We start from the raw sequence: 15,671 nt of genomic DNA on the forward strand, positions 1-15,671 counted from the left end.
AGTTTACCCCATCGAGGGAAGAGCTTCACTCTCCGATCTGCCTTCGATATGAGGAGACAATAGGCTCCAAAAGCCGCCGTTTTTCCCCTCTCATCTTTTGGTGATAGGTGCCTCCGTGGTAGAAACAGGCAAAGCCTCCGCTGGCGGCGGCCCAGGCGGCAGCCTCACGTAGCGAAGGTTTTTCGGGAAGCTGCATTGCAGACGAGGCGACAAGGCCACCAAGGAAGTTATCTCCACATCCGGTGGTGTCCCCTTTCAATGAAGGATCTGCGGCAAGTCGATCGTCGACCCAGCGGCTGACGGGCAGCATGGCCATCTCGTGGGAAAGAAATCGCTCTCCCCCCGACCAAAGAAGATAATCCCTTGCCCCCCGGGTGATGACCAAAGCACCGACCCTCCAGTCGATAAAGCGGTTCGCGGCATCTTCGATACGTGTCGTGGCACTCAGGCGAAGAGCCTCTTCTTCATCACAGACCAAAAGATCGATAAACCGATAGCTGTCCCGATCTCCCAGAGGCCATATTCCCTTTGGGTCACGCTTTTGGCTTCGGAAATCATACACCGTCCCCACAATGGTCAGGGCTCCGTGCTCTTTCGCCCTTTTAAGAAGCGGGGTAAGAGCGGCGTGAAGCGGAGGAACAAGGGCCGAACCTCCGATAAGAAGGATATCGGTATCATAAAAATCGTCAGGAAACCGTTCCACGGCAAGATGTTCCGCCGCTCCGATGGTATGGACAAAGCTACGCTCCCCCTTCCCTTCCAGGGCGTAAGGGTCGGCCAGGACGACGGTAGAAGGCGAAGGACTCTTATCCATGTATTGGAAAAACGCCTGTACCGGTGTTTCTCCGATAAAGGACTCGATCTGTCCGGCAAGGGGATCATCACCGACAATACCGTAGAATCGACTCTCCACCCCCTGCTTCTCGAGAAGCTGTGCCGCATGAACCAGGGCGACAATGGCGGGTCCTCCCAGATTCACGGCCGTGGCTTCCGTACCACCGCTTATTTCGTATAAAAGTTCGGGAAAGGGGCGGCCTGCAAAGGCCTCGAGGTCATTGGCGAGAACGAGGCCTCCGGGAATGAGGCCGCCGTCTCCCGGGACCCGGGAAAGAAGGCGGCGAAAGGCATCTCCGGCATAGGATATCTCCCGATAGAGAACATCGATCAGGCAGCACCCCGTAGCCGTAATTCTCATGCAAATCTCCGGTAATCACCAACCATAAGCCGCGTAGGAGGTACATCCTCCTCAATGGCAGGAAAGCGTCCAAGTTCCTCCTTGAAACGATTGTCGCTGTCGTCGTCGTTTACCATGCTGACCTCTCCGCACATGACCTTTCCGTATCCCTTTACGGCGAAAAAGCGATGATATAGGCGCTGGGGAAGGCTCAGACTCGATCCGGGATCAAGAACAAGTCGCTCGCCGGCTTCCAGGACCCGCTGTACACCATCGACGGATACGGTAACGCTCTGCGTGGAGAAGCCGTCCTGTGCATCCGACATATAGAGTTCAAAGGCAAGCTTCCCACCTCCCCTGTTGATGATATCCTCCATCTTATTCCAGTGAAAGTGAAAGGGAGTCTCCTGTTCCTCACCAACCACCATGATTTTCTCCGCATAGGGCTTTGCATAACTCCCTTCAAGACCGTTTCTCAGGGTAAACAGGGTCAGTCCCCTGGTCTCAAATCGCCCTGAACCGAAATCGGTGATATCCCAGCCAAGCTTACAGTCGAAAATTTCCTTACATCCGTTTTTATGTGCGGCCCACTGTTCAGGGTTCCAGAATGCCCATTCGGGCAGATGGAACCCCTGTTCACTAAAAAAGGCTTGCGCCCCTTCGATGATTGCATTTATTTCACTTCGTTTCATATTGTTCCTCCATAGCTAACGTAGTTTAGCACTTGTAACTGCGGCTGACAAGTGATAATTTCATCCATAATGGCTAAATCGACAAGGACCATGAAGGAGGTGGCCGAGCACCTCGGGCTCTCGCGCACTACCGTATCTCTGGTGCTCCAGGGAAGAGGCGATGAATACCGCATCAGTCGGGAAACCCAGCAGATGGTCCTGGATTACGTTAAAAAGACCTCCTATAAGCCCAACTATTTTGCAAAGGCGCTTAATCGTGGTCGAAGCGATATTATCGGAGCGGTTTTCCCCGATGTTTTCGAATCCTTTATGAACAACATTATTCGGGGTATCGAATCGGTGCTTTACGAGCAGGGATATTCCCTCATGATCTCGACCAGTCGCTTCGACAACAAACGGGAATGTTCCGTGATCGAAAAGATGGTGTGGCAGGGAGTCGATGGTATCATTCTCATCCCGACCATGCCCTTCCATGGAGAAACGCCTTACGACGGATCCCATATTGAGGGCTTGCTGAGGCAAGGGTATCCCTTCGTCGTCGTCGATCGCACCATCGAGGGCCTTGAAACCCATACGGTTCTCCAGAACGACCGGAAAGCTGCGAGAAACGCGGTCAGCAAAGCGATACGTCAGGGTGCCAGGAATGTGTGCTGCGTTTCCCTTGCCCTTGCTGCATCATCCATCGATGCCCGACTTGCCGGTTACCGGGAAGCGGTACGAGCAAAGGGAATGGCAGAAACGATCATTCCCATCTTTTCTCTCAATCCCGAAAGTGATGATCTCGAGAAGCAGACAGTGGAAGTGATGAGAAGCGCTTCGCCGGCCGACACCTTTTTCGTCACGACCAGCGGTCTGGCGGATAAGCTTTCCTGGATCCTGCGAACGTACCGCTTCGATGCAAGGATCATTCGATTTGGCGAAACTCCCCGGTGGGCCGAGGCGTCCATGGAGGATATTCCCCATCCCCACAAAAAGATGGGAGAAGCGGCATCGAAACTTCTTCTCGATGTGATCCGTCAGCCGGATCTTCCCCCACAGCACATCGTCTGCGAAGCAGGGTAAGCCGAAAGAGCATTATGCCCTTTCACCACCAATATTCGTGACAGTAAGGAAATCAAAGATCCTCACCAAATAAAAAACGCCAGCGGACCGGAGAAAAGAGTCGCTTCCCCGATGTTGCAAGAAAGGTGGCACCCTCGGGGGAAAAGAGGACTGTATCGACTTCATCAAAGCCATCACACAGCCGGAGCACCCCTTGTATATAGGAAACAGAAAGCGCCTCTTGCCCCTCAAGGAAAAGGGTGGTTGCAAGGCCTCGTCGGCTCAGCGGATTATCAGCGGCCGAAGCATCAAGGCCCTGAGCAAGATAAGCGCACACATCTTCCAAGCCGATACAAACATTCCGGCCGCTCCAGGGGGCCATGTGACGCCCCCGGTTTTCCATCCACATGACGGTGGAGGGAAGAAGCCGAAGATTCTTGAAAGAAAACCAGAGATAGCCCCCCTCACGGCAGAGGGCGGTCATCCAGCCGGGTTCTTCGCTCGGCCGCTGACAGAGCTGCAGGATGTCGACAAACCCTTCCCGGGCGGGAAAGTGAGAACAATCGGTAAAGGCTGGATCTTTCCAGATCGTCGGGACATGCGACAGGTCGTCAAAGAAGGCACCGGTAGCAAGGGAATAATACTCTCGATCATGACTGAAGGGGGGCTGATAGGCGTTGGTCATCCCAAAAAGGAGAGGAGAGCTTTTTATCTGCAGCTGCCCGTTTTGTCCCGTTAGAGTGGCATGGTGGCCGAGTGTGACAGGCCCCCTGTTCCCGGCGATGCGATGCCTGGTGTAGATACAACTGTCGCCTCCCGTCAGCTGCCACGTCGCCCGAATCGAGCCTGGTCGGACGGAAGTGCTAAGCTCAAGCTCCAAGGTGGACCGTCCATCGGCAGACTCCTGTCGGGACACAAGGTTCCATTTTAAGCCGGCGCTTTCCCCGTGAGGGGGATGATGCTCACCGATCCCGTCCGGCAGCTCGTCGTTGTCCCCAAAGGGCATGCAGAAAAAATCCCCCCGAAGGGGACGAAGCACCGCAGGCTGATCTGCCGTCTGATCGTGCGATTCTCCCTGCCAGGGGCTCAGGTGATAGGGCTGAACCGGGTTAGCATCCTTTGGAAAAAAACGTACCGGCGCCATCTGGGCCCCTCGTTCGGTAACAAATAGTTCTACAAAGCTATTCTTCAGCCCAAAAGAGGGTTCTCCCGCTATTTCTGTTCTTTGATCCATGGCCGACTCCTTTACCATCCTTTTCGGAAGCGGTATTCAATCTATACAAAAGATTATTCACACGGTAAAGTATGTACTGAAATATCAACCTGCGGCAAGGGTAAGACCGAAACCAAGGGAGACGCTTATAGATACGATCTGCCTGCGCCTTCCTTCCCTGTTGCAGGAGGGAGGCACTCGGATGGAAAAACGGCTTGGCTTTATCGGTATCATCATCGAAAACAGAAACGAGACAGCAGGAAAGGTCCAGGAGCTTTTAACCGATTTCGGAGATCAGATTGTCTGCAGAACCGGTGTTCCGTATCGGGAAAAGGGGCTATCGGTCATCACCCTGATCGTCGATACAACCACAGATGCCCTTGGAAGCCTCACCGGAAAGCTGGGTGCCATAGAGGGTGTTTCGGTGAAATCGAGTCTGGCAAAAAAGTAACGCGGTATGATGCACACATCGATTGACGTCTCCGCCGCGGATTTCGCACAAGAAGAATACATACATACGCTTCGTCATGGAGCCATACCCAGCGAAAAAGCGCTTCGGGCAATTCTCTCTATCCCTTATCGTGAAAAGGCCCTGGTGGATCAGGTTCGATATAGGGCAATGGAGGTGATGGAACGAGAGGTTGGGAACCTCGTCTACTACCGAGGCATTGTAGAATTCTCAAACATATGCACCCAGAATTGTCGCTACTGCGGCATACGCAGAAGTAATACCCATGTCTCCAGCCGCTACCTTCTCGATGAGGAGGAGATCGTCGAATCGGCCCTCTGGTGTGCGGAAAGGGGTTACGGATCGGTGGTACTCCAGTCCGGAGAGAGGAGAGACGAAGCCTTCATCGAGCTTGTGGAAAGAATCGTCAAGACCATAAAGGAACGTTCCCGCAGTACGGAACTTCCGGACGGAGTGGGCATTACCCTAAGTGTGGGGGAGCAAACCCTTGAGACCTATCGCCGATTCTACAATGCGGGAGCGCATCGATATCTTTTGAGAATCGAAACCAGCAACCCCGAGCTCTTTTCGGCCATCCATCCCCCTGAACAGCGTTTTGAGACCCGGCTCCAGGCTCTGCACGACCTGCGGAAGGCTGGCTTTCAGGTTGGCACCGGGGTGATGATAGGCATTCCCGGCCAGAGCATCGATATGCTCGCACGCGATATCCTCTTTTTCCGGGAAATCGATGTTGATATGATCGGCATGGGGCCGTATATTACCCATCCGGATACGCCCATGGCAGTACAGGGAATGATGGAGAAGGAAGCGTTGCTGCATCTTTCGCTCCTTATGATTGCGGCAACACGGCTTGCATTGCCCGATGCAAATATTGCCGCAACCACCGCTCTTCAGGCCCTTGTGCCGGACGGAAGAGAACGGGGCCTTCGCTTCGGGGCAAACGTAACCATGCCCAATATTACCCCCCTTCGCGTACGGGAGGCCTACAGGCTCTACGAGAATAAGCCGTGCATGAACGAACGAAAAGAGGCATGTGAGGCCTGTCTTGCGGGGCGCATTGCATCTACGGGAAGAAGCGTTGGCCTTAATGCATGGGGAGATTCACCTCGTTTTTTCAAAAGGAAATTCCCTAGAGAGTGATAACACTTTCCGACGATAAGTGTTGCATTCTTCAGACCTTCGAATTAGTATATGGGACAATAATCTACTTATAGAGGAGGAGCTATGACAACTCTGGTTCTTGTAGTTGCCTTGGCGATCTACCTGATTTTCTATTTCTCATTCGGTAAAGGGCTTCAAACGAAGTTGCTCAAATCTCAAGAAGCACCTGCAGCCCCTTCGCAGAGGCTCTCGGATGGCGTGGACTATATTCCGACAAGCAAATATGTCCTTTTCGGCCATCACTTTGCATCCATCGCAGGAGCAGGTCCCATCGTTGGTCCCGCAATTGCCATTGCCTGGGGATGGCTTCCCGGCCTTCTGTGGATATGGTTTGGGAACATCTTCATCGGTGCTATTCATGACTATCTTGCGCTGACTGCCTCTGTTAGGTATGACGGACGCTCGGTACAGTTCGTTGCTCAGGAACTGATTGGCAAAAAGGCAGGAAAATCTTTCGGCTGGTTTATCCTTTTCCTATGCTTTCTTGTTGTTGCAGCGTTCGGTGATATCGTAGCAGGACAGTTTGCAGGAGATGGGGCTGTAGCATCAACCTTCTTTCTTTTTTGCGCCTCCGCCATTGTGCTCGGAATTCTGATGTATCGGACAAAGTTGCCGATGATCATAAGTACCCTTATCGGCATCGTTTTACTTATTGCCTCATTTGTCATTGGTAAACATGTTGGTATCTCGGCAAGTAAGGATGTCTGGTTTTTGGTTATTTTTATCTACATCATCATCGCCAGTTCCCTGCCGGTGAATATTCTTCTTCAGCCAAGAGACTACCTGAACAGTTTTCTCCTCTATTTCGGGCTGATTACCGGTGCAATCGGTGCAATCTTGTCGGCAAAAGGTTTTGATTCCGTACCTGTTTTTACAAGCTTCAGCGCCAAGGTTATCGGTGGTAAGCCATCGCCCTTTTGGCCTACCGTTCCCCTTGTTATCGCCTGCGGTGCCCTCTCCGGTTTTCACGCACTCATTGCCTCCGGTACCAGCAGTAAGCAGCTTCGTGATGAAAAAGACGGCCTCTTTGTCGGTTACGGTGCGATGCTGACCGAAGGCTTCCTTGCCACGATTTCCGTTATCGCCATTGCTGCTTTCGGTGTGCAGGCCCTCGGCGAAGGAAAGGTCCTCGCCACCCCGCCCTTGGCACGGTTTACTGCGAGCTACGGGGCAATGGTGGCATCTGCGATGCCCTTTTTCACGGCAAAATTTATGAAGCTGTTTGCCGCCATTTGGGTAAGTTCCTTTGCCCTCACCACCCTTGATACGACAAACCGTCTGGGACGATACATTGTCAGTGAACTCTCGCTTCCCGCAAAGGAGAAGCGTCCCGGCCTTTATAAGTTTTTCAACAACAAATGGGTAGGTTCCCTTGTCGTTGCATTCTTCGGTATCGGCCTTGCCTGGAGCGGAAACTACACCATCCTTTGGCCCGCATTTTCCGGCGCAAACCAGCTCATTGCTTCTATCGTCATGCTGACCGTGGCAATGTGGGTGAAAAAGGAGCTGAACGAGAAATATACCAATTTGGTATTTATTCCCGCGGTTTTTCTCTGGATAACCGTCACCGCCGCCATCATTTGGTACCAGATCGCGATCGTTCCCGCCCACTTTGCAGATCCTGCGAACATCAAGAACCTTATCACAGGGACCTTGGTCGGGCTCATGAATATCATCATGATCATCATCAACATCGCTATGGTCGTGACCTTTTTTAAGAATTTCGGAAAAGATAAAGCAGTGAAGGCCTAAAGCCCGCCCGTCTTATCATTTTTTCATCCGTATCGGCCTGTGTGGTTTCTCACAACCCACAGGCCGAATGGTTCCAAGAGCAAGAGGTTTTCCCATGAAGACATTACTCGGCCGCTTTGTTCGTCTCCTTCGGCAGATATGGGGTGTCGCGGGTCAAGTCCAGCGGGACAAGGCAACCAGCATGCTCGAGTTTGAATTAAAGGAGCTGGAAAACATCTTCGTCATGCTGCTTTTCGGCAGCTTTGTGGGCCTGCCCACTCCCCCCACAGCCATGGCCTTCGAATTGATGCCCTACATGGAAGAGGAGATCAAGTTGATGATCTCCAGAGCCGATCTTGCACAAGATCCCCTTGGGAACCTCCTCGGCATGTTGGAGATCGACTGATGAAGCGGATGCTTTTTTTTCTGGGAAAGGGAGGGGTTGGAAAATCTACAATCTCTTCGACCGCCGCCTACCGGCTCGCCCTGAACGGCTACCGCATCCTCATTATCAGTCTGGATCCGGCTCATAATCTCGGTGATATCTATGAGATGGAACTTTCCGACAAGAGGAGCTCGGTTATTGAGGGGCTCGACGCCATAGAGATCGACCTCCAGCATTGGGTTCAGTACTACCTGAAAAGCAGTCGAGACGAGATCATCTCAAATTACAACTATAACCTTACCATCAATCTTGATTCCTATATCAATATCCTGAAATACTCTCCCGGAACCGAAGAGTACGCCATACTTTGGGCCATAGAAAGCCTCTACGATAAATGGCATGATACGTACGATTATATCGTCTTCGATACGCCGCCCACTGCCCTCACCCTGCGCTTTCTCGCTATGCCATCCATCACACGATTATGGGTTGGAGAGTTGAGTGCCATGCGGGAAAAAATACTCAAAAAACGGCAGACCCTTACCAGGCTCAACCCCGATGCGGCAAGCCTGAAGGGGGCACGTAAAAAAGAAGACGATAAGGTCTCACTGCAGCTGGGAGCCATTTCCTCGCGACTTGAAAAGCTTTATCGTCTTTTTACCGAGGAGAGCTATGTGTCGGTTGTCATCAACGACGACAAATTGAGTATTGCCGAATCGGAACGGATACGAACCGAGTTGGGAAGGCTTCATATCACCCTCAACAGTCTTTGTCTCAATAAAGTACTTTCACTGGATGATCCTCATGAGGCGATAGAGCGAACCTTCGCCGAATTTCCCATTTTTAAATTCATCTCAATCGCCGGAGGAATCACCTCCAGGCAGCAGCTTGGCCAAATCTATATCGACGACCTCATAGCCCATATACAAAGGAAGGAAATTCCGCAATGAACTCCTACATCTACCTTCTCATAGCCCTGGCCTTTGCAACGAGCATGGGATACCTGCACGGCAGAAAGCGAAATAAACAGTTGAGCGTTATGATCGGAGAGGTGTGTGAAAGGCTGTTAAAACCGAAGGATACGACATATGTAAATATCGGCGGCGTACTCGGTCACAACTTCACCTACCAGCTTGAAGAGCCCTTTAGCCAGGCAAAGGGGACCTTCACGCTCCTTCCCCGTCATTCGCTGTTGTACCTCCCCTTTTCCTTCCTTATTACGAGATACGATCGTTTCTATCTCCACATCTTTACCACCCGGCAACTAAAGGGTGAGGCACATATCATTGCCAAACGCTACTTTCCGAAGATGCGGGTCGATATCGCGGGAATTGAAACATTAAAACGCGAGGAGTTCGAAATCGAGGGCAGGCAATTCATCCTGCTCTGGGATAATCCCAAATTGGAACCGATGATGAAAGCTCTTCTTGAGAGTAGCGAGGGGATTGAGGATCTTCTCCACTTCTGTTGCTATCGTGACAATAACAACTTCTTCATTCATGCCGTACCCAAAGAACAGAGCTTGGCAGGTCTTCTTGCGGGCATATATAACGTGCTTCCCAGCATGATGAAGGAACGACAATAAAGATCACTATTTGACGGCCAAGATCAGGGTATCGTGTCTTCCGTCTTTTGTCTGAGAAGAATAATCACTATACTGCTTCTATGTCTCAGCTTGGTACCCCCAAGGGGATAGAGGGATTGTCTCTGTTTCACCCGCTCATAGCCCGATGGTTCCGGGATACCTATCCCTCGCCAACCCCGATTCAGAGGCAAAGCTGGCCGGCTATCGCGGCCGGGGATCATTGTCTCATCACGGCCCCCACAGGGAGCGGAAAAACCTTAACCGCATTTCTCTGGGCCATCGACGGCTTGGTAACAGGGCGGCTTCCGGAGGATAGACTCTCCGTACTTTACATCTCTCCCCTCAAAGCCCTCGGCAGCGATGTTCAAAAAAACCTCATAGTTCCAATCGAGGCCTTACGCCTCAGGTTCCGTGAGCAAGGGGAGCGCTTTCCCGATATTCGCGTCATGACCCGCAGCGGGGATACCCCCCAAAGCGAACGACGGAGCATGCTCCGCCACCAGCCGGAAATCCTGATAACCACTCCCGAATCTTTTACCATCATGATGCTCTCGGAGGGAGGCAGGACCCTTTTCGGCTCCCTCTCTTGTGTCATTCTTGATGAAATCCATTCGCTTTACGGAACCAAGCGAGGAGTACTGCTTATGTCGATGGTGGAGCAGGCAGCCCTTGAGTGGGGAGAATTCCAGCGAATAGCCCTGACGGCAACGGTCCGCCCGGCTGAAGCGGTAGCCGCCTTCATCGGTGGGTACCGGATGATCGGTCGGGAAAGCAACATAGAACACCGACAGCGGCCGGTACGAATCTGCACTGCCCCCCTTACAAAACGATACGACCTCTCCGTCCGCAGTCCCGAACTGCTGCCCGACACGGGAAGCGGGATGCTTTCCCAGGGGGCACAGCAGGATTCGATATGGCGGGGAATGGCCGCCGAAATCTTCCGCCTAACCGAAAGATATCGTTCCACCCTCGTCTTTGCAAACAGCCGTCGTCTTGTCGAGAAAATTGCACGCCTGATGAACGAGATTGCGGGAAAGCGCATCGCCTACGCCCATCACGGCAGCCTCTCAAAGGAGATCAGGCTGACGGTGGAATCACGCCTCAAGCGGGGTGAGTTGAAAGCGATCATTGCCACAAACTCCCTCGAGCTCGGCATCGATGTCGGAGAACTCGACCTCGTCGTGCTTATTCAAACACCCTTTACCATCTCGTCGGCGATCCAAAAAGCAGGTCGTGCCGGTCATCAGGTCGATGCGGTCAGCCGGGCAATCCTCTTTCCCAGTCACGGTATCGATATTGCGTCAAGCGCAGCCATGATCGAGACCATGCAAAACCATGAAATCGAAAGCCTGCGGCCAATGCGCAATCCCCTTGATATTCTCGCGCAAATCATCCTTTCGCTGACGGCGATAAAAGACAGAACCGTTGAATCACTTTTCAACAGCATCAGAACAGCCGAACCTTTTGCAAACCTGCCTCGGCGCCTTTTTGATCTTGTCGTCGAAATGCTGACTGGAAAATATGAGGGAACCAGAATTCGGGAGCTGCGGCCCCGACTCTTTCTGGACGAATCAAAAGGACTACTCTCCCCCGCAAAAGGACTCCGCTATCTTCTCTATCTCTCAGGCGGAACCATCCCCGATCGGGGGCAATACAATATGAAGCTTGCCGACGGCATGAACAATATCGGTACCCTTGACGAGGAGTTTGTCTGGGAGCGATCGGTGGGAGATCGATTTGAACTGGGTACTCAGACCTGGGAGATTAGAAGCATCGATCACAACAACGTCGTTGTTATGCCGACCAATGCTCCTCCGAATATCATTCCATTCTGGAGGGCTGAAGATCGCAGTCGTGACTTCACCTTTTCGCGGGCAATCCTCCGACTCTTTGATCACGTTCAGACAAAAGGGACTACCAAGGAGGAATGGGGGCTTGATGAGACTTCTGCCACCCGCCTTCTGCGCTTTCTTACCCGTCAAAGAGAACAGACAGGAGCTCCCTTGCCGGGAGAACATCGCATCATTGTCGAACATATCGCCGAATCCTTTGGGCCGGAAGGCTTGCAGCGGATTGTGCTTCACACCTTCTGGGGGGCGGCGGTCAACAGGCCCCTTGCACTTCTGATCGAGGGGTTCTGGAAGAATCGTTTCGGTTACACACCGAGAACCATCGCTTCAAACGATGCAATCCTTATCATCGTGCCTGATGATGCAAGAATGGCCCCGTATCTCCCCATGCTTGCAACCCTTCCCTTGGAAGAAACAATCAGAGAACGGCTTGAAAATAGTGCATTGTTCGGGGCCTTTTTCAGAGAGAATGCGGGAAGAGCTTTGTTGCTGCCTCGTCAAAGCTTCGGAAAACGAATGCCGCTCTGGTTTACGCGACTGCGGTCGCGTAAATTGCTTCAGGCGGTCTTCGAGCTTGCAGATTTCCCTATCATGATCGAAACATGGCGGAGTTGTCTGCAGGATTACTTTGACCTTGCCAACCTTGCCATGGTACTGGAAGAGCTTGCCGACGGTGTAACCGAAATATGTGAGGTGCGAACGGCAATTCCTTCTCCATTTTGCGATGGACTGGTTTGGCGGCAGATTAATCTCTTTATGTATGCCGACGACACACCGGAAGCCTCGGGTAAAAGCGGATTGGAGGATGAGTTCATTGACCATCTGCTCAACGGCCCCGATCGACTCGCGCCCATCGATCCCTCTTTGGTTCGAGAACTCAATGAGAAACTCCAGAGAACCGCAGAAGGCTATGCTCCTGCCGATCCGCAGGAACTGTTGCGCTGGATTGACGAGCGAGTCATCATTCCGGAAGATCAATACCAGCGGCTCATCGATGCCGTTGCCGCGGAGAGTGGGATGGACAGGGATGAAATTCTCAACTCGATCGACGGAAAGCTGCGACTGCTCTATTCGGAAAGAGGATTGGTTACCCACCGCTGCCATGAGCATCAATATAAACGTCTGATACATCCCGAGACCATGACTGCGGCACTTTCGGAACTATTCCGGTTTTACGGTCCGCTGACCGCAGAGGAAATCGACATGATTGCCCCTGTCCCGGCCGACCAGCGGAATGAAGCAATCGCCAAATTATTATCGAGGGGCGATCTTGTAAAGGCACGAATATGCCTCGATGTCCCCGGGCAGCAGCTTTGCGACAAGGAAAACCTTGAGCGTCTCTTGAGAATGCGACGGTACAAGCAACGTCGCTTTGTGAAACCGATGGCATCATCCCTGATAGTGCCCTTTATGGCCTCACATCAGGGAATGCTTGACCGGGGTACGGGGACTGATGAGCTTGCGAGCAGAATCGATTCGCTTCTTGGATACAGGCTTCCTGCCGAAGCACTTGAAGACTGGATCCTGCCGGCAAGAATGTCTCCATACTACCATGAATGGATCGATGCCATCTCCCAAAGTCATGAATTATCATGGTTCGGCGCAGGGAAAAAACAGATATTCCTTGCCTACCCCGAACAGACGGAGCTGTTTTCAAATTCTGAGGCGGCAGAAAGAAAAACGCCTCTCCCATTTCCAGTCGATGGAGGTAGAGGACGCTATACCTTTTTCGACCTAAAAGAAGCCAGTGGACTCGATTCGGCAGAACTTACGCAACGGCTCTGGGAACTGGTATGGGAAACACAGATTGCCAACGACTCCTTTGCAGCATTGCGAAACGGTATTAATACACATTTCAAGGCCGCTCCGCTCTCCGAGAACAGGCCTCGTTACCGCTCTCACGGAGCCTACCACCAATGGAGAAATTCCAGACCGCTTGCCGGTAATTGGTATCTTCTTGGTGGAAAAAAGAGAAAAGAAGATCCCCTCGATCGGGAAGAAAGGGTACGGGAGAAAATTTTCACGCTTAGCGACCGTTACGGAGTGCTTGCCAAGCCCCTGCTCGATCGGGAAACAGAGTCGTTTCAGTGGAAAGAGTTGCTCCCAAGCCTCAGGAGGATGGAACTCTCGGGAGAGATGATCGGCGGATACTTTTTTCGAGGCCTCGGCGGTATACAATTTGTTCTGAGTCAAACGATCCAGGAATTACGTTCCTGGCAGGGAAGGGAACTTGATGAAGTCTTCTGGATGAATGCCGTCGATCCAGCCTCCCCCTGTGGTCTGTCCATAGAGGAGTTGCCCTATGAACGTCCATCGAGGAAGCGTTCCAACTTTCTTGTATTTCACGGGTCTCGCCTTGTCCTCACCCTCGAACATAGCGGACGATCGATGACATTGAAGGCCCCTCCGGGAGCACCAGAGATTCAGCGCTACCTGGGGATCTTTAAAGACCTCGCACAGAGAGATATTCGTCCGACACACTCTCTTGTGGTCGAAACCATCAATGCATTCCCGGCCGACCAAAGTCCCTTCGCCAACGATATGGAGACCTTTGGCTTTATGCCGACAATCAAAGGCTTACGATATGATCCGCGAGCCGCGAAAGCTAGAGGATAGGCATTTTTTTCATGAACGAACCGAACTATAATAAAAAATATATGGTGAAACGAATATTTGCTTCATCCTTTAGGAAGTTGCTTTTACTCATCGTCGCGATTGCATTGATCCCCTCTCTTGCCATCATTATCTTTACCGGAATCGAATATGGATCTGTCCTTGAACAAGAGGTGCGGGCAAAAGCGGTGCGGCAAGTAGAAACCCTGGCAATGGTTCAGAATACCATAATGGAAACCGTCCATCACACACTATCGACCCTTGCACTCCTTCCGGCATTTACGGAAGGAGAAAAGGGCAGGCAGGAACGTATTCTCAGGCAGGTCCTCGAAGAAAATCCGGAATATGTCAACATCACCGTGACAGACACAACGGGTATTGTGACCGTGTCCGCAAAGCTCGAGCCTGGGACCGATCTTAGCGAAAGGGACCACATACAACGGGCTATTGGTGGAGAAAGTTTTACCGCCGGAGAATTTATCATCGCCCAAATAAACAATGAAGCGGCCTTTCCTTTTGCCGTACCGATCAAGGACAATGAAGGAAATATCATAGGAGTACTCTCCGCAATCTATCGTCTCAGTACCTATCGTGAATTTTTCAAGAGTTTCGACCTGCCGGAAGAATCTTTTCTTGGTATTACCGACCGATACGGGATTCGCATATTTTTCTATCCCGAAAAATCAACCAATCCCATTGGGAAACCAATTAAAGCCGATATATGGAAGATTATCGGCTCTGGCAGTGAATCAGGCACAATGGTAATGACGGGATCCGATGGCATGAGCAGGTATTATGCATTTCGGCGTATCAAGACCGAAGAGGGAAAGGAACCCTACCTGAATATTGTCATCGGCATACCGGAACAAAGCGCCCGTCATCCTGCCACAAGGATACTGATACGCAACCTGCTCCTTATGGCAGTCGTCGCAATCTTCAGCATGATCATGGCTGCTTTTATCGGCTATGTTACCATAGGCTCAAAATTGCTGCGCATGGCAAAAACAGTTACCGATATAAGAAACGGAAAGCTGTCTGCAAGGACGCACCTTGAAGAGGACTCGGAAATCGGTATGGTATCCAAAGCGATTGATGGCATGGCCGAAGCCCTAGAAGAGCGAAACGACGAACGAGATCGAAACGAAAAGAAGCTTTCCGAGGCGATCGAAGAACGGGAAATGCTGCTGAGGGAGGTACATCACCGAGTCAAAAACAACCTCCAACTCATTCTTAGCATCATTCATCTTGAAAAAGAGAACAGCAGAGATATCGAAACCTTTTCCCGGCAAATAGAGCACCGTATCAGGGCAATGTCCAGTATACATGAGATGATGTACCAGTCTCATTCTCTTAAGGCAATCGACATGCGTTCATTTCTCGAACGGCTTTCGATCCTCGGCGGTTATTCATACGATAACGTAACAATCAAAGTAGATGCAGTGTCCTGCCCCCTTTCTCTCGAAAGGGCTATAACAATTTCCTTGATAACAAACGAACTAATCATAAATAGCGTAAAATATGGAAAAGATATCAATGGCCATGTCAACATAAACATCACCTTCTTCGTCGAAGCAGAAAAAGCCATGCTTATCATTTCCGATAGGGGATTGGGTTTTTCCGATACATTCGACCCTCACAAAAGTACTTCATTGGGGATGCAACTGATACTTACCCTTGTCGCACAGATAGGTGGAGAGATCGATATATCGAACAGTAATGGAGCGGTAGTGACAATCCTCTTTCCCCTTGAAGAATAG

General features: G+C 51.5%; 12 protein-coding genes. 9 read left to right on the forward strand and 3 right to left on the reverse strand.

Annotated features, from left to right (window positions below; translation table 11 throughout):
* Positions 1–25: 25 nt before the first annotated feature.
* Entirely contained in the window at positions 26–1,195 is a 1,170-nt protein-coding gene (locus SPIRS_RS14965; RefSeq protein WP_013255524.1) for a carbohydrate kinase family protein, read from the reverse strand.
* On the reverse strand, positions 1,192–1,866 hold the full coding sequence (locus SPIRS_RS14970; RefSeq protein WP_013255525.1) for a D-lyxose/D-mannose family sugar isomerase: 675 nt from the start codon (positions 1,864–1,866) through the stop codon (positions 1,192–1,194). The genes SPIRS_RS14965 and SPIRS_RS14970 overlap by 4 nt, the downstream gene beginning before the upstream one ends.
* A 69-nt stretch (positions 1,867–1,935) precedes the next feature.
* On the opposite strand from SPIRS_RS14970, the gene SPIRS_RS14975 reads away from it, so the two are divergent.
* The gene (locus tag SPIRS_RS14975) at positions 1,936–2,928 is read left to right on the forward strand and encodes a LacI family DNA-binding transcriptional regulator (protein WP_245537600.1); all 993 of its coding nucleotides are present in this window, start codon (positions 1,936–1,938) and stop codon (positions 2,926–2,928) included.
* A gap of 52 nt (positions 2,929–2,980) precedes the next feature.
* Here the strand turns inward: SPIRS_RS14975 and SPIRS_RS14980 are convergent, their stop codons facing one another.
* Positions 2,981–4,141, reverse strand: a complete 1,161-nt coding sequence (locus tag SPIRS_RS14980; protein WP_013255527.1) for a hypothetical protein — start codon at positions 4,139–4,141, stop codon at positions 2,981–2,983.
* Positions 4,142–4,322: 181 nt separating this feature from the next.
* On the opposite strand from SPIRS_RS14980, the gene SPIRS_RS14985 reads away from it, so the two are divergent.
* From SPIRS_RS14985 to SPIRS_RS15020, 8 genes are all read left to right on the forward strand, one after another.
* Positions 4,323–4,571 (forward strand): TM1266 family iron-only hydrogenase system putative regulator, encoded by a 249-nt coding sequence (locus tag SPIRS_RS14985; protein ID WP_013255528.1) that lies wholly within the window; start codon positions 4,323–4,325, stop codon positions 4,569–4,571.
* Positions 4,572–4,577: 6 nt separating this feature from the next.
* The gene (gene hydE / locus SPIRS_RS14990; protein WP_013255529.1) at positions 4,578–5,729 is read left to right on the forward strand and encodes a [FeFe] hydrogenase H-cluster radical SAM maturase HydE; all 1,152 of its coding nucleotides are present in this window, start codon (positions 4,578–4,580) and stop codon (positions 5,727–5,729) included.
* Positions 5,730–5,813: 84 nt separating this feature from the next.
* A complete protein-coding gene (locus tag SPIRS_RS14995) occupies positions 5,814–7,502 on the forward strand; it encodes a carbon starvation CstA family protein (protein WP_013255530.1) in 1,689 nt (562 codons plus the stop codon).
* 94 nt (positions 7,503–7,596) lie between these two features.
* Positions 7,597–7,887: a hypothetical protein gene (locus tag SPIRS_RS15000; protein ID WP_013255531.1), complete on the forward strand. Its 291-nt coding sequence runs from the start codon at positions 7,597–7,599 to the stop codon at positions 7,885–7,887.
* On the forward strand, positions 7,887–8,816 hold the full coding sequence (locus SPIRS_RS15005) for an ArsA family ATPase (protein ID WP_013255532.1): 930 nt from the start codon (positions 7,887–7,889) through the stop codon (positions 8,814–8,816). Before SPIRS_RS15000 ends, SPIRS_RS15005 begins: the two co-directional genes overlap by 1 nt.
* Positions 8,813–9,451 carry a hypothetical protein gene (locus tag SPIRS_RS15010; protein WP_013255533.1) on the forward strand — a complete coding sequence of 213 codons (639 nt, stop codon included), beginning with the start codon at positions 8,813–8,815 and terminating at the stop codon, positions 9,449–9,451. The genes SPIRS_RS15005 and SPIRS_RS15010 overlap by 4 nt, the downstream gene beginning before the upstream one ends.
* Positions 9,452–9,531: 80 nt before the next feature.
* Positions 9,532–13,917: a DEAD/DEAH box helicase gene (locus SPIRS_RS15015; protein ID WP_013255534.1), complete on the forward strand. Its 4,386-nt coding sequence runs from the start codon at positions 9,532–9,534 to the stop codon at positions 13,915–13,917.
* An 11-nt stretch (positions 13,918–13,928) separates the two neighbouring features.
* The gene (locus tag SPIRS_RS15020; protein ID WP_013255535.1) at positions 13,929–15,671 is read left to right on the forward strand and encodes a histidine kinase dimerization/phosphoacceptor domain -containing protein; all 1,743 of its coding nucleotides are present in this window, start codon (positions 13,929–13,931) and stop codon (positions 15,669–15,671) included.

Origin of the sequence: Sediminispirochaeta smaragdinae DSM 11293 (assembly GCF_000143985.1) — a bacterium.
In the GTDB taxonomy this organism is placed as follows: domain Bacteria; phylum Spirochaetota; class Spirochaetia; order DSM-16054; family Sediminispirochaetaceae; genus Sediminispirochaeta; species Sediminispirochaeta smaragdinae.